Consider the following 13,875-nt stretch of genomic DNA (forward strand, 5'->3'; position numbering starts at 1 on the left):
GGAGGGCAGAACCATGGCGACCGCAACCGCAAACCGCGAAACCTCCCGTCTCTCCTTCCTGGTGCCGACGCTCTACATCCTGTTCCTGATGGTGCCGATCTACTGGCTCGTAAACATGAGCTTCAAGACCAACACCGAAATCACCGGCACCTTCTCGCTCTATCCGCATGAGCCGACGCTTCGCAACTACATCGTCATCTTCACCGATCCGGCGTGGTATTCCGGCTATATCAACTCGATCACCTATGTGGTGCTGAACACCATCATCTCGATCTCGGTGGCGCTGCCGGCGGCCTATGCCTTCTCACGCTACCGGTTCCTGGGCGACAAGCACCTGTTCTTCTGGTTGCTGACCAACCGGATGGCGCCGCCGGCGGTCTTCGCATTGCCCTTCTTCCAGCTCTATTCGGCCTTCGGCCTGATCGACACCCATATCGCCGTGGCGCTTGCCCACTGCCTGTTCAACGTGCCGCTGGCAGTCTGGATCCTCGAAGGCTTCATGTCCGGCGTGCCGAAGGAGATCGACGAGACCGCCTATATCGACGGCTATTCCTTCCCGAAGTTCTTCCTCAAGATCTTCGTGCCGCTGGTCGCTTCCGGCATCGGCGTCGCCGCCTTCTTCTGCTTCATGTTCTCCTGGGTCGAGCTTCTGATCGCCCGCACGCTGACGACGGTCGATGCCAAGCCGATCGCCGCCACCATGACGCGCACGGTCTCGGCCTCCGGCATGGACTGGGGCGTGCTGGCCGCAGCCGGTGTGCTGACCATCATCCCCGGCGCGCTGGTCATCTATTTCGTCCGCAACTACATCGCCAAGGGCTTTGCCCTCGGGCGGGTTTGAGAAAGGAGCGTCCGATGGCTGCTGCCGTTTCCAACAATCGACGCTGGCCGATCGCCCTCGTCATCATCCTCGCCGTTTACCTGGCCGCGGCCGTGTCGCTCGCCCTGCAGCTCCCCGTGAAGGACGGCGCGCCAGACTGGTTCGCGACCCTCTTTCCCGGCGGCTGGATGGCCTGGTCCTTCCCCTCCGCCATGTTCTTCCTGACCATCTTCCTGCTGCTCGGCCTCATGGCCGTCTGGGAATATGCGCGGCCGGGCGGACATCCGCGGATCGGCATCCTGCGCTTCGAAACCACGCGCGGCGACCGGCTCTTCGTGTCGCTGCTCGGCTCCGCCTTCATTCATCTCGCATGGTTGGGGCTTGTCGGCCCCAATGTGTGGTGGGCTCTTGCGCTCTCGCTCGTCTACGCCATCGGCGTGTTCAGGCTGGTCTGACGCAAGGAAAGACGACCGGATGTCTCGGCAAGGAGGCCGTGACATCCGGGATCTGCATTCGCAAAACCTTAAGGGAGGACATTATGCGACGGCATCTTTTCACATCGACGGCAGCGATCCTGCTGGCCTTGACCGGAACGGCATTCGCCGGAATGGACGAGGCCAAACAGTTCCTCGACAAGGAAATCGGCGACATGTCGACGCTCACCCGCGCCGACCAGGAAAAGGAAATGCAGTGGTTCATCGATGCGGCGAAGCCTTTCGCCGGCATGGAGATCAAGGTCGTTTCCGAAAACATCACGACCCACGACTATGAATCCAAGGTCCTGGCGCCGGCCTTCACGGCCATCACCGGCATCAAGCTGACGCACGACATCATCGGCGAAGGCGACGTCGTCGAAAAGCTGCAGACGCAGATGCAGTCGGGCGAGAACCTCTACGACGCCTTCGTCAACGACTCGGATCTGATCGGCACCCACTGGCGCTATCAGCAGGTCCGCAACCTGACCGACTGGATGGCCAACGAAGGCAAGGACGTGACGAGCCCGACGCTCGACATTGCCGACTTCATCGGCACCTCCTTCACCACCGCACCGGACAAGAAGCTCTACCAGCTGCCCGACCAGCAGTTCGCGAACCTCTACTGGTTCCGGTATGACTGGTTCAACGACGAGAAGAACAAGGCCGACTTCAAGGCCAAGTACGGTTACGATCTCGGCGTTCCCGTCAACTGGTCTGCCTATGAGGACATCGCCGAATTCTTCACCGGCCGCGAGATCGACGGCAAGAAGGTCTTCGGCCATATGGACTATGGCAAGAAGGACCCGTCGCTCGGCTGGCGCTTCACCGATGCCTGGCTCTCCATGGCCGGCAACGGCGACAAGGGCATTCCGAACGGTCTGCCGGTCGACGAATGGGGCATCAAGGTTGACGAGAACTCCCGTCCGGTCGGCTCCTGCGTGGCGCGTGGCGGCGATACCAACGGCCCGGCCTCCGTCTATGCCATCCAGAAGTACCTCGATTGGCTGAAGGCCTATGCGCCGCCGGAAGCTGCCGGCATGACCTTCTCGGAATCCGGCCCGGTCCCGGCCCAGGGCAATATTGCTCAGCAGATCTTTTGGTACACCGCCTTCACCGCCGATGCGGTCAAGAAGGGCCTGCCTGTTGTCAACGAGGACGGCACGCCGAAGTGGCGCATGGCACCCTCGCCGCATGGCGTCTACTGGAAGGACGGCATGAAGCTCGGTTATCAGGACGTCGGGTCCTGGACGCTGATGAAGTCGACCCCGGAAGACCGCGCAAAGGCCGCCTGGCTCTATGCGCAGTTCGTGACTTCCAAGACCGTGGACGTGAAGAAGAGCCATGTCGGCCTGACGCTCATCCGCGAATCGACCATCCAGCACGAGAGCTTCACCAAGCGCGCGCCGGAACTCGGCGGTCTGATCGAGTTCTACCGCTCGCCGGCCCGTGTCCAGTGGTCGCCGACCGGCACCAACGTTCCGGACTATCCGAAGCTGGCCCAGCTCTGGTGGCAGGCCGTGGGTGATGCCTCCTCAGGCGCCAAGAGCGCCCAGGAAGCGATGGACTCGCTCTGCGCCGAGCAGGAAAAGGTCATGCAGCGCATTGAACGTGCCGGCGTCCAGGGCGATATCGGCCCGAAGCTCGCCGAAGAGCATGATCTCGAATACTGGAACAAGGACGCCGTCTCGAAAGGCCATCTCGCACCGCAGCTGAAGGTCGAGAACGAGAAGGAAAAGCCGATGACCGTCAATTACGACGAACTGGTCAAGAGCTGGCAGTCCGCCAAGTAACCAACAGTCTTCTCTCCCAGGAGATGCCTGAGCCGCCCGGAGCGAAAGCCCCGGGCGGTTTCCGTTTGTAAGACCCGGGAGAGGGCCCGCCTCTCCGTCATGGCGACGCCGCATGCAAAAAAGGCGCCCCGCGAGGAGCGCCAGTTCAAATTATTCGACTGCGAGACCGGGCGGCGGCATTCAAACCGCTGGCACGAGAGATCAGAAACCGGTGCCGCCACGCAGTTCGTTGACCACGGTGCGCAGGATGATCTTGATGTCGAGCAGGAGCGAGAAATTGCGCACATATTCCACGTCGCAGACGATCCGGCGGATCGCCATCCAGCGATGGGTGGTCGGGCCGCGCAGGCCACGCGCCTGGGCGAGACCGGTCAGGCCCGGGCGCATCAGATGGCGGTTCTCATAGCCGCGCACGAGATCGGAATAGTTGCGGCCGGCGGCCAGCATATCGGGCACATGCGGCCGCGGGCCGACGAGCGACATGTCGCCGATCAGGACATTCCACAGCTGGGGGATTTCATCGAGATTGGTGCGACGCAGGAAACGGCCGACCTGGGTGATGCGCGGATCGCCGCTCACCGTCTGCTGCACGCCGGAATGATCGCAGCGATCGGTATACATCGAACGGAACTTGAGGATTTCGAAGGGTACTTCATTCCGGCCGGTGCGCAGCTGGCGGAAGAAAACCGGGCCCTTGCTTTCGATCTTGATCGCGAACGCGATCAGCAGGAGGACGGGAGCGAGCACCAGGAGGCCGGCCAGGGCGCCGACAATGTCCATCGCCCGCTTCGTGGCAAGCTGGACAGGCAGCTCCGGCGCCTTTGTCGGCTCGATGTGGAAGCTGCGGTCCCCGAGCTTGAAGGAGCCGGGGCGGCGCGAGAGACGCCTGATGCGCTGCGGCGGACCAAGACGGTCGATCAGATACTGGTCAGTCGGCTCGAACGCGGTCTGCTTCGTCATGGCTTAAATACTCCCGACACCGCTCGGCAGCCTGCGTCCAAAACGGACACGCGCGAAAAAACAAACTGGCCGACACGATGCGCGCCTCATGCGCGTGGATGAAAATCTTAGCGGTGTCCGCGACCCCGAGGGGGCGCTGTCCCAAAAAAAAAGAAAGTGTGGCAGAGAATTTTTTATTTCTTAACCGTCTAGTAAATCTTGACGGTTTTGGCAAGCCGAGACAGACCTTGCCGTTCACCTTTGGTTAACCCTGCAGTCTGCGGACGCTTCGTGGCGCTACGGCTCGACCGGCTCTGCCGGCGCAGTGTCCGGCTCCTGCTCCGGCACCGTTTGATCGGGACCCGGGCCGGCGATCCCCGGGGGCGGCGTCCGCGGGGCAAGTTCGGCCGGACGAACCGTCTTCACGGTGCGGGGCGGCAGGAGCTTCGGGTCGAGATCGTCGATCCGATGGGCGGAGCCGCGATAGGGAAACCATTCCGATCGGTCGAAATAACGGTCGGCGCCAGTCAGGCGGTGACGGCTGAAGGCTTCGGTGGCGAGAAAGTTATAACGCGGCACATCGCCGAACTCCTTGCGCAGCTGGATGCGGCTGCCGAAGTCCTTGAGGTCGAAGTCCTGAAGGGTCCGGACGCGCTCCGTCACCGTGCCGTCGCCCGACCATTGCACCTGGCTGAGGAACACGCCTGCCGCCTTGGCGCCCGTCTCCGCCACCTGCTCGCGATCCTCCGGTCGCTCGATATTCAATTTCACCCGGAAGGAGCCGACCTCTTTCTCCGTCGCGCCCTTGACGGAAACGAAGACCGAGGATTGCACCCGGCCCTCATCGGCGGGCTTGCCGATGGGAAGCATCGAGGAACATTCCCAACTCCCGCCGCCGGCAGCGCTCTTCGTCCAGGCGATCTCCGGAAAGCCTGTGTCCTTCAGCCGATCGCACAGCGCCTGCGGGTCGCTGCGAATGGCGCGTAGAAAGGTTTGATCGGGCGCGTCGAAATTGGCGAAGAGCCGGTGCGGGGCCGGAACGGTGGCCGCCGGCACCCGCCTGCCCTTGACGACGCGGACCGTGCGGTCGCCCTTGATGGCGCCGGATCGTGGCCCGGACGGCGCGATCAGCTCCGCAAGACCGGGCATGGCCTTGAGCAGATGGTCGAGATTGCGGCGGTTATTGGCAAGCAGAACGGTGGCGGTGATCGCCGCCAGCACCGGCAGGAAGGCGAACCAGAAGAAGAGGCGTCCCGTTCGCCGATCGGTCTTCCCCGGGCCCTTCACGCCATGCCTCCCTTGTCCGCCTGCGCCGGCGCGTGCCAGCGATCTGCGCCATGGCTTACCCTATGGTTGGATATGATTTCATTGGCGCCGGTGGGGAGATATGCGGCGGATCATGGATGGGGTCAATTTGCCTGGCGACGGCGATAGGCAAGAACGGCCACATGGACCAGCAACAGCGGCCAGACCAGGCAGAGCAGCATGCCGAGAATGCGCATGAGATCCCACTGGCCGCCCTGCGCCTCACCCTCGCGATGCGTTGCATCGAGGAAAAACAACGCGACAAGCGTGTAGGTGGCGAAGAGGAAAGTCTGCAGCATCGCGTCCGACGTCTCTGGAGAAGGGTAGGATACTCGATACGAGCAGAATGCAGCCAAAATGGCCGTGGAGCATTAACCATGCCAGATTCGCAATCAGTCGGCAATCGCCGATGATCGCTGGGCCATCGCAGCGTCAGAGACCTTCGTCGGGAATGGCAAGGATATGGCCGCAGGCCTTGCAATGCACCGCATCGGCATCATGGCGGCTCAGGCCGCAATGCGGGCAGGGGTAGGTGACCTTGTACGGACGGACGATCGTTTGGGCGAGGCGCACGAACAGCGAGACGCCGAAGATCATGGTGACGATCGAGGTCAGCTTGCCGAGCGTTCCGGGCAGGGTGATGTCGCCAAAGCCCGTCGTGGTGATGGTGGCGACCGTGAAATAGAGCGCATCGACGAAGCCGTCGATGCCGGCATCGCGGTAAAAGAAGGTCGTGTAGACGAAGCCGGAGATGAGGAAGAGGAAGGTGACGAAAGCGATACAGGCGCGGAGCACGTCGGAATAGCGACGACAGCCGAGCCGCGTGGTGATGACCTCGAAGACTCGGCTTTGGCTGAAGGACCAGATCCGCAGTGCCCGGAGAAAGGCGAAATTGGAAAGGTGCTGCGGCGCGAGCAGGGTTGCGAGGATCAGGAGATCGACCAGGGTCATCGGCCGGAGGAGAAAGCGGCGGAGGCTTTCAGCGACGAGTGCTCGGGCCACGAGTTCACAGGCGATGATCGCCGCGATCGCGTAATCGATGACCAGATAGGAGCCGCCCGGATTGAGATAGGGGCCGGCGAGAAAAAAGAGGATCACGATCAGGTCGATGGCGCCGATCGTCAGCTGGAAGCGGAGCGCCCGGTTGTCCGTTCCATAATAGAGCCGTCGCAGCCTGCCGCGCAGAGACTGCAGCGGCGACGATGCACTAGCCTCGGTCTCTCCAGTCCCGTTCACCATCGTTCCCCCTCATCTCGCCCGGGGAGATAGACGCGACCCCGCCCCGGATCAAGGCTGGCTTGCCGGGCACCGTAGGGCCTCCGGCAGCGGAGGAGCGTGCGTGGTCGAGCCTTTGTTTTCTCGGGGCCTTGACGATCACGGCGGCTAAAACAGTTGTTCACGAAGCGCTTTCGAAAGTTACAGGAAGTTCACTGGACAGGGTGAAGGCGCAGGAGGATAGACGGGCCTCCGATCACGAAAACGTGCGTGTTGCCATGAACGACCAGACCCAATCTTCTCCGGTTACGGAGTCAGTGCCCCGCGCGATCTCCCTCGTCGACCGCTTCGGTCGCTATAGCCGCTATTTCGCCGGCGGCGCCGTCCTCCTGATCGCGGCCATCGTCGTGGTCGCGATCGTGCGGCTGACCTCTGAGGTGCGCTATGAGGACGTGATGACCGCGCTGGCGGCCACGTCCTGGACCTCGATCCTGCTCGCCGTCGCCTTTACCGCCTTGAGCTTCGTGGCGCTGACCTTCTACGATGTGGGCGCGCTCAGCTATGTCCGGCGGAAGCTGCCCTATGCCGATGTGGCGCTGACGGCATTCGCCGCCTATGCCGTCGGCAATATGGCCGGTTTTGGCCCCTTGAGCGGTGGCGCCATCCGCTATCGCGCCTATTCTCGCCTTGGGCTGAAGCCTGAGGAGATCGGCGGCGTCATCGCCTTTACGACGCTCTCGTTTACGCTGGGGCTCGCGGCACTCGGCGCGCTCAGCATCCTGGCGATCGCGCCGGAAGTGTCGCCGCTGACCGGCCTTTCCGCACCGACGTTGCGGGGACTGTCCATCCTCGTCCTCACCGCGCTCGTCGGCCTCATGGTCGCCGGGCGCGATGGCCGGGTGCTGACCTTCGGCACGCTCTCGCTGCGCCTGCCGGATTCGCGCACCAGCTCACGCCAGTTCCTCGTCTCCGTCCTCGATCTCGCGGCGTCTGCCTCCGTGCTCTTCGTGCTGCTGCCGACCGATTCGATCGGCTGGCCGGCCTTTCTTGCGGTCTTCTCCATTGCCGTGGCTCTTGGCGTTCTCAGCCATGTGCCGGGCGGCCTCGGCGTGTTCGAGACGGTCATCGTTGCCGCGCTCGGCCACACGACCGATGTCGATGACGTGCTCGGCGCGCTGGTGCTTTACCGGCTGATCTACAACGTCCTGCCGCTCGGCCTTGCCACCGTCTTCGTCATCGGCGCCGAAGTGCGGAACCTCATGCACCGTCCCGTAGGCTCGAGCCTGCGACGGGTGGCCGGGCGGCTGACACCGCTCCTGCTCTCCGCCTTCGCGCTGATGCTCTCGGCCATGCTGGTCTTCTCGAGCGTGACGCCGACGCCGGACGAGGATCTCGCCTCGCTCTCCGCCAGGCTGCCCTTGCCGGTCATCGAAGGCGCGCATTTTCTCGCAAGCCTGCTCGGCATGGTGCTGATCATCGTTGCCCGCGGGCTCGCACGCCGGCTCGACGGCGCCTGGTGGGCGGCACTTGCCATCTCGCTTGCCGCCTTGGTGCTGTCGCTCGCCAGCGCGGCGGCCTTCTATGAGGCCGGGCTTTTCGCCTTCTTCATCGTCAGCCTGCTCGTCAGCGGCCGCATGTTCACCCGCCCGGCGACGATGACCAGCGCAACGCTGACCATTCCCTGGCTTTCCGCCATGGGCGCGCTCTGCCTCTTCGCGCTCGCCGTTCTGCTCTTCGTCTATCGCGACGTGGAATACAGCCACTCCCTGTGGTGGCAGTTCGAGCTCTCCGGCGAAGCGCCGCGCGGCCTGCGCGCCGTGCTCGGCCTTGCCATCTTCGCCGGCGCCTTCTCCACCTGGAGCCTGATGCGCCCGGCCCGCGGTGCCATCGCGGCACCGACCACGGCGGACATGGAGCGTGCCACGGCCATCGTGGCGCGCCAGAACGAGTCGGATGCCAACCTGGTGAAGATGGGCGACAAGAGCGTGATGTTCTCCGCCGATGGGACGGCCTTCATCATGTATGGCCGGCAGGGCCGATCCTGGATTGCCCTTTTCGACCCGATCGGCCCGCGCGAGGCCTGGGCGGAGCTCATCTGGCAGTTCGTCGAAAGCGCGCGCGCTGCCGGCTGCCGGCCGGTCTTCTATCAGGTCTCTCCGGCCGGGCTTTCCTTCTATGCCGATGCTGGCCTGCGCGCCTTTCGCCTCGGGGAGATCGCCAGCATCGACCTCGAGCACTTCACGCTCAAGGGCGGCAAATGGGCAACGCTGCGCCAGACCCAAAGCCGCGGCGTGCGGGACGGTCTGACCTTCGAGCTGGTGCAGCCGGAGGGCGTGCCGGCAATCCTCGGCGAGCTCAAGCAGGTGTCCGACAGCTGGCTCGCCCATCACGAGGCCAAGGAAAAAGGGTTCTCCCTTGGCTTCTTCTCGACCGATTACCTGCTGCGCCAGCCGGTGGCGATCCTGAGGGTTGAGGATCGCATCGTCGCCTTTGCCAATGTGCTGATCACGGAGACCAAGGCGGAAGGGTCGGTCGATCTGATGCGCTTCCTGCCGGATGCGCCGAAGGGGTCAATGGATGTGCTCTTCGTTTCGCTGATGGAGCATCTGCGCGACCAGGGCTTCAAACGCTTCAATCTGGGCATGGCGCCGCTCGCCGGCCTGTCCGAGCGCCGGACGTCGCCGGTCTGGGACCGCGTCGGCCGGACCGTCTTCGAGCACGGCGAGCGCTACTACAACTTCAAGGGGCTGAAGGCATTCAAGTCAAAATTCCACCCTCGCTGGGAGCCGCGCTATATGGCGGCTGGCAGCGGACTCACTCCCGTAATCGCAATGATGGATGCCACGCTGTTGATCGGCGGAGGCATGAAAGGACTGGTGCGTAAATGAAACGGCTGACCCTGCTGACCCTTCTTGCCTCTCTCGCCGTTCCGCTCGTGCCTTGGGTGCCAGCCACGCCCGCCGCAGCCCAGGATGCCGCAGAGTACGATACGGGCATGATCCCCTCGCCGCGCATCCTGAAGCCGGAAGGCGAGGTGAAGTCCGCCGTCTTCCTGATTTCGGATGCGGCCGGCTGGTCGGCCAAGGAGGATGGCGTTGCCAAGCGACTGACCGGGGAAGGCGCGCTGGTGATCGGCATCGATCTGCCATCCTACCTCGCCAAGCTCGCCAAGGATGAGGGCGATTGCGTCTACATGGTCTCCGATATCGAGTCGCTCAGCCAGCAGGTGCAGCGCTCGCTCGACAATTCGGCCTATGACCTGCCAGTGGTCGCGGGGGTCGGGGCAGGTGGCGCGCTGGCTCTGGCGATCGCCGCCCAGACCCCGCCGGCAACGATCGGCGGCACCATTGCGGCGGATCCGGAGGAGGGCATTGCGCTTCTGAACGAGCTCTGCACGCCGGCAGACAAGCGCACCGTCGGCGACCGGATGATCTACGGCCTCACCGATGGTCCCTTGCCGGATCCGGTCAGTGTGCTTTTCAGCGATGCGGCGACCGAGGCCGAGAAGGCGCATGTGCAAAGCCTGGTGGCCAAGCATGAGGATATCGATGTCGAGGATGCGGGAAGCGACGTCTGGGCATCCTTCTCCGACGCGCTTTCCGACCGGATCACCAATGTGGAGGAAGCCACCAACCCGCTCGGTCTTCCCCTGACGCTGCTCGAGGCGCCGAAACCGTCGGAGACGATGGCGGTGGTCCTCTCCGGCGATGGCGGCTGGCGCGATATCGACAAGGAGGTGGGCGACGAACTCGCCAAACAGGGGATCTCCGTCGTCGGTCTCGATTCGCTGCGCTACTTCTGGTCCGAGAGGAAGCCGCAGGAGGTGGCCAAGGACCTTTCGCGCATCATGGACTTCTATTCAAAGCGCTGGAAGGCGAAGAGGGTACTGCTGATCGGCTATTCCTTCGGCGCCGATCTGCTTCCGCGCACCTATAATCTCCTGCCCGCCTCCGACCGGTCACGGATCGGCCAGATCTCCCTCCTGGCTCTCTCCGACCAGGTCGATTACCAGATCTCGGTGCTCGGCTGGATCGGCGCCGAGCAGAACAGCGGGTCGGGCAGTCCGGTCGATGACCTGAAGTCGATCGATCCGAAGCTCGTCCAGTGCATCTATGGCACGGACGAGGAAGACGATGTCTGCCCGACGCTCCGGGGCACCGGCGTCGAGATCGTGCCGATCGAGGGTGGTCACCATTTCGACGAGGACTATCCCGCGCTCGTCAAGCGAATCCTCGCCAGCTACGCGCAGCGACTGAAGGGCGAAGTCCCACAGAGCCAGCCTGTCCCACAGTCTCCGTAAACCCATCAATCAAGGGCGGCGCGGCAGATGTCGCGCTGTCAGCTCCGCATGCCGAGCTGCGCTTCGAGCTCCTCCCAGCTTTCGTCCATGGCGTAGGCGCGCGAGAGCAGGGGGATCGAGAAATGGCCGAAGAAGAAGGAGAGCTGTTTCTCGGCCGTCTGCTCATCCTTCCCGGCGATTTCATAGAGATAGAGCGAGCTGGCAAGGCCCGTCCGGTCCGATCCGGAGCGGCAGTGGATGAGGATCGGCTTCGGCGCGTCCCGCATCAGTGCCACCAGGCGGCGCATCGCCTCCGGCGTCACCCGCTTGGTGGCCGACATGCGGAAATCGATATGGGTAATGCCGGCCTGTTCAGACGCCGCCTTCTCCGCCTTGTACCAGCCGGCCTTGTCGGCGCCGCGCAGGTTGATGATCGTGCGGATACCATAGCGGGAGGCATAGGTCTCGATGTCTTTGGCGCTCGGTTGGGCGGAACGGTAGAGTTCGCCCGCGATGACTTCATGAAAATTGCCCGTTCCGTGCAGCGCTAAGAGGTAAAGGCCGCCAGCCACGAATATGCCCACCAACGCCAGAAGCGGCGCCTTCAAAACTCTGCGCATTTGCGCCATGCCCCCAAACAAGAAACGCGCCAAGATGGCGCGTTTCCTTATTTAGAGATTTATCATGTCAAACTCGTGTCCGGGAGCCGTCTGCCGGCTGTCCGAATGCTGAAATTCCGTCAGGCGGCGAGCTCGTCGATGTCGCGTTCCTTGAACATGCGGGCAAGGTTCAGGAAGCAGATCATGCCGTTCTCATTGGCGATGATGCCTTCGGCATAGGCCTTGTCGAACGAGGTCGTAACTTCCGGAACCGGCTGCACCTGGCTGCCCTGAACGGTGAGAATGTCGGAGACGCGGTCGACGACGAGGCCGACGACCATGGAATGCACCTCGGCCACGACGATGGCGCTGCGCTCATTGGCGACGGTCGACTTCATGCCCAGCTTGTGGGCGAGATCGATGATCGGGATGACCGTGCCGCGCAGGTTCATGACGCCGATCACTTCCGGCGGCGAATGCGGGATCGGCGTGGAGGGAGCCCAGCCGCGGATTTCGCGGATCGTGGTGGTCTTCACGCAGAATTCCTGGTCATGCAGGCGAAAGGCGATGATCTCTAAAGTCTCGCCGTCGAAACCGGCCATCTTCAATGCGGTACTCATGTCGGTCCGTCCCCGTTGTCACGTGGACAGGACATTAGACAGAAAAACGTTAAAAGAGCTTTTCAGCTCCCTCCCCGCTTACGCACTGCGGGTGGGGCGATCGAGAATGCGGCGGCCGAAGAGACTGGCGGCGAGCTCCACGAGCACACGCGCGCTGCGGCCGCGGTCGTCGAGGAAAGGGTTCAGCTCGACGATGTCGAGCGAGGCGACGCAGCCGCTGTCGCAGAGCATCTCCATGATCAGATGCGCCTCGCGAAATGTGGCGCCGCCCGGCACCGTCGTACCGACGCCGGGGCCGATATCGGGATCGAGAAAATCGAGGTCGAAGCTGACATGGAGCAGACCGTTCTCCGCCTCGACAGCCGCCAGGACCTCGCGCACGGTCGCGGCCGCGCCATTCTCGTCAAGCGCTCGCATGTCGAAGACCTTGACGCCATGGGTGGCGATCTCGCGTCGCTCCGCCTCGTCCACCGAGCGGATGCCGATCTGGTAGACTCGAGCCGGCGCCACCTTGGGCCGATCCTCGGGCAGGATGGCGGGGAAGCCCGGCTGCCCGCAGAAGAAGGCGACCGGCATGCCGTGCATGTTCCCCGAGGGCGTAGTGGCCGGCGTGTTAAAGTCCGCATGCGCATCGAGCCAGAGGACGAAGAGCGGGCGGCCAACCTTTTCCGCATGGCGCGCCATGCCGGAGACGCTGCCCATGGACAGAGCATGGTCGCCACCCAGGATAATCGGCACGCTGCCGGCCTCGGCCGCCGCGAAGGTCGCCGCGTCCAGCGCGCGCGTATAGGCGGCAACGACCGGCAGGTGCTTCAGCGTCGCCTCGGCAGCAAATTCGGCGGCCGGTTCGGGTTTCAGGTCGCCGCTGTCATGCACGGTGAAGCCGAGGCTCTGGAGCACGCTGTCGATGCCGGCAATGCGCAGCGCCGTCGGGCCCATGCTGCAGCCGCGCCGGCCCGAACCTTCCTCGATGGGTGCGCCGATCAGGGTCACCGATGCCATGAGATCATCCTTGCTGTCGTGAAGTTGCGCGCATCCTGCCAATCTCGCGCGACAGGATGAAGATGGAATCCTGCGCGATCTGCAGGGCCAGCCTCTCAGTTTGCCAAGGATGACCATGCAGAACGTGTGGTCAAGATGGGAAGGCAGATGAGCCACACCTCTCGATGACAGTCGGTCAACCTGCTAGAAGGGGAGACCGGTCCGGTGGCTGGCCGGGGTTAGAAACGAGACAATCATGGCCAAGCAATTCCCGCGCCTTGAGGCGCAGCACCACGCGTTCATCGCCAAGCAGCATCTGTTCTTCACGGCTTCTGCGGCCGCGAGCGGCCATGTGAATGTTTCGCCCCGCAGCACCGACATGCTGCGCGTGGTGAGCGACACGGCCGTGCTCTACCTCGATCGCACCGGCAGCAGCAACGAGACCGCCGCGCATTTGAAGGCCGACGGCCGCCTGACGATCATGTTCTGTGCGGTCGATGGGCCACCGCTCATCATGCGGCTCTATGGCCGCGGCCGAGTCATTCACCGCGACAGCGCGGAATTTGCCGAGCGGCTGGTGAGCCTCTTCAACGGGGAGGCGCCGCTCGGCGCGCGGCAGATGGTGCATCTGGATTTCGATCTGGTGCAGACCTCCTGCGGTTACGGCGTGCCGCTGTTCGACTATCGCGCCGAACGGCCCCAGATGGATGCCTGGGCAAGTGCCAAGGGCGAGGAAGGGATCGACGCCTATTGGCGCGAGAAGAACCAGACGAGCCTCGACGGCTTTCCGACCGGCCTCTTCGATCCGCCGGCCGAAGCCGCCGAATAGCACGCGCCGGCGGTCGGCGAAC

Annotated in this window: 13 protein-coding genes; 6 read left to right on the top strand and 7 right to left on the bottom strand. The window is 63.6% G+C overall.

Annotated features, from left to right (window positions below; genetic code table 11):
* Positions 1 to 13: 13 nt before the first annotated feature.
* From ACLE20_RS09550 to ACLE20_RS09560, 3 genes are all read left to right on the top strand, one after another.
* On the top strand, positions 14 to 841 hold the full coding sequence (locus ACLE20_RS09550; RefSeq protein WP_410940040.1) for a carbohydrate ABC transporter permease: 828 nt from the start codon (positions 14 to 16) through the stop codon (positions 839 to 841).
* Positions 842 to 855: 14 nt separating this feature from the next.
* Positions 856 to 1,275 carry a DUF2160 domain-containing protein gene (locus ACLE20_RS09555; protein ID WP_410940041.1) on the top strand — a complete coding sequence of 140 codons (420 nt, stop codon included), beginning with the start codon at positions 856 to 858 and terminating at the stop codon, positions 1,273 to 1,275.
* A gap of 83 nt (positions 1,276 to 1,358) precedes the next feature.
* A complete protein-coding gene (locus ACLE20_RS09560; protein ID WP_410940042.1) occupies positions 1,359 to 3,086 on the top strand; it encodes an ABC transporter substrate-binding protein in 1,728 nt (575 codons plus the stop codon).
* 201 nt (positions 3,087 to 3,287) lie between these two features.
* On the opposite strand, the gene ACLE20_RS09565 is transcribed toward ACLE20_RS09560, so the two are convergent.
* The 4 genes from ACLE20_RS09565 to ACLE20_RS09580 form a co-directional block, all read right to left on the bottom strand.
* Positions 3,288 to 4,046, bottom strand: a complete 759-nt coding sequence (locus ACLE20_RS09565; protein ID WP_410940043.1) for a sugar transferase — start codon at positions 4,044 to 4,046, stop codon at positions 3,288 to 3,290.
* Positions 4,047 to 4,322: 276 nt separating this feature from the next.
* Entirely contained in the window at positions 4,323 to 5,312 is a 990-nt protein-coding gene (locus tag ACLE20_RS09570) for a DUF6030 family protein (protein ID WP_410940044.1), read from the bottom strand.
* 122 nt (positions 5,313 to 5,434) lie between these two features.
* Positions 5,435 to 5,629: a hypothetical protein gene (locus ACLE20_RS09575; RefSeq protein ID WP_410940045.1), complete on the bottom strand. Its 195-nt coding sequence runs from the start codon at positions 5,627 to 5,629 to the stop codon at positions 5,435 to 5,437.
* A gap of 133 nt (positions 5,630 to 5,762) precedes the next feature.
* Entirely contained in the window at positions 5,763 to 6,569 is an 807-nt protein-coding gene (locus ACLE20_RS09580) for a potassium channel family protein (protein ID WP_410940046.1), read from the bottom strand.
* Between the two features lie 254 nt (positions 6,570 to 6,823).
* Between ACLE20_RS09580 and mprF the strand changes: the two genes are divergently transcribed.
* On the top strand, positions 6,824 to 9,433 hold the full coding sequence (mprF, locus tag ACLE20_RS09585; protein WP_410940047.1) for a bifunctional lysylphosphatidylglycerol flippase/synthetase MprF: 2,610 nt from the start codon (positions 6,824 to 6,826) through the stop codon (positions 9,431 to 9,433).
* Entirely contained in the window at positions 9,430 to 10,845 is a 1,416-nt protein-coding gene (locus ACLE20_RS09590; protein ID WP_410940048.1) for a virulence factor family protein, read from the top strand. The genes mprF and ACLE20_RS09590 overlap by 4 nt, the downstream gene beginning before the upstream one ends.
* 38 nt (positions 10,846 to 10,883) lie before the next feature.
* Here the strand turns inward: ACLE20_RS09590 and ACLE20_RS09595 are convergent, their stop codons facing one another.
* The 3 genes from ACLE20_RS09595 to rocF all read right to left on the bottom strand — a co-directional run bounded on the left by ACLE20_RS09595 (position 10,884) and on the right by rocF (position 13,045).
* The gene (locus tag ACLE20_RS09595) at positions 10,884 to 11,444 is read right to left on the bottom strand and encodes a dual specificity protein phosphatase family protein (RefSeq protein ID WP_410940227.1); all 561 of its coding nucleotides are present in this window, start codon (positions 11,442 to 11,444) and stop codon (positions 10,884 to 10,886) included.
* Positions 11,445 to 11,563: 119 nt separating this feature from the next.
* Positions 11,564 to 12,043 (bottom strand): chemotaxis protein CheW, encoded by a 480-nt coding sequence (locus ACLE20_RS09600; RefSeq protein WP_410940049.1) that lies wholly within the window; start codon positions 12,041 to 12,043, stop codon positions 11,564 to 11,566.
* Positions 12,044 to 12,121: 78 nt separating this feature from the next.
* Positions 12,122 to 13,045: an arginase gene (rocF, locus tag ACLE20_RS09605; RefSeq protein WP_410940050.1), complete on the bottom strand. Its 924-nt coding sequence runs from the start codon at positions 13,043 to 13,045 to the stop codon at positions 12,122 to 12,124.
* 235 nt (positions 13,046 to 13,280) lie between these two features.
* On the opposite strand from rocF, the gene ACLE20_RS09610 reads away from it, so the two are divergent.
* Positions 13,281 to 13,853, top strand: a complete 573-nt coding sequence (locus ACLE20_RS09610; RefSeq protein ID WP_410940051.1) for a pyridoxamine 5'-phosphate oxidase family protein — start codon at positions 13,281 to 13,283, stop codon at positions 13,851 to 13,853.
* The last annotated feature ends 22 nt before the right edge of the window (positions 13,854 to 13,875 follow it).

The organism is Rhizobium sp. YIM 134829 (assembly GCF_046546455.1).